Annotated in this window: 1 protein-coding gene; it reads right to left on the bottom strand. The window is 61.9% G+C overall.

The annotated features are described in order from the left end of the window. On the bottom strand, positions 1–918 hold a 918-nt coding region (locus APU02_RS08515), incomplete at both ends, for an autotransporter outer membrane beta-barrel domain-containing protein (protein ID WP_120714882.1).

The following is a 918-nucleotide window of genomic DNA, read 5'->3' as shown; positions in this document are numbered from 1 at the left end:
CATCGCCGAGGTGTCGCTGTAGCCTTTGTCACCGACCTGCTGGCCGACGTTGCCCCACAGGGAGACGTTCTTCGTCAGCTGGCCTTCCACACCGGCCTTCAGCTCGCCGATATTGCGGGTGCCGTCCAGATCCACGTTGTCACCGTTCATCGACACGCCGAACTCCTTGCTGTTGTGGATCCAGTTCGCTTCCACAAACGGCTGGAAGGTGCGGTCTTTACCGTCATCCAGTTTGTTGTGGCCCTTGCCGAACAGACGCACGCCGACGCGGGTCTGCACGTTACCGTCACCGTGACCTTCCACGCGGGTGCCGTTGGCTTCGCGGTGTTCGTCCGCCTTCACGCCCATCCAGGTGACCTGCGCTTTCGGCTGGATGTACAGCGCGTTACGCTCGCTGATGTCCGCCAGCTTCCAGGTGTAGCCGGATTCCACCGACGCGGTGAAGCCTTTTGAGTCGTACTCTTCGGATTCGACGCCGCGACCGGAAACGGTGTTGTCAAACCAGCTGTACTGCGCCCAGGTATCGACATACGCGCCTTCGTGGGTGGCGTTGTCCTGCAGCCAGGTGCCGTACAGACCGACGCTGTACCCGCTGATGCGGCTGTCGGCGCGGTTGCCGTTACGCTGGTTTTCCGCCCGAGCCTTCTGGTTGGCATAGCCCGCCATCAGACCAAGGTGGAAACGGTCGGTGTTGTCGGAAGACCACTGGGCGATGTCGCCGCCAAGCTGCATCACATAGCGGTTGGCCTGCATATCCAGCTGGCCGCTGCTGTCTTTCTGCCGGGTGTGACCACCTACGTTGCGCAGCCACAGGCTGGTCACCGCTTTCTCGCCGGTCAGGGCGTCGACGTAATGGGTTTCGCCCAGGCGGTCGTGCAGACGGGTGTTAAACATCGTGTTCGCCGCCTGCAGGTTCAT

Source organism: Citrobacter sp. 50677481, assembly GCF_001463265.1.
GTDB lineage: Bacteria > Pseudomonadota > Gammaproteobacteria > Enterobacterales > Enterobacteriaceae > Citrobacter_A > Citrobacter_A sedlakii.
The sequence above is the reverse complement of the archived record's forward strand: the minus strand, read 5'-3'. Positions and strand labels throughout refer to the sequence as shown.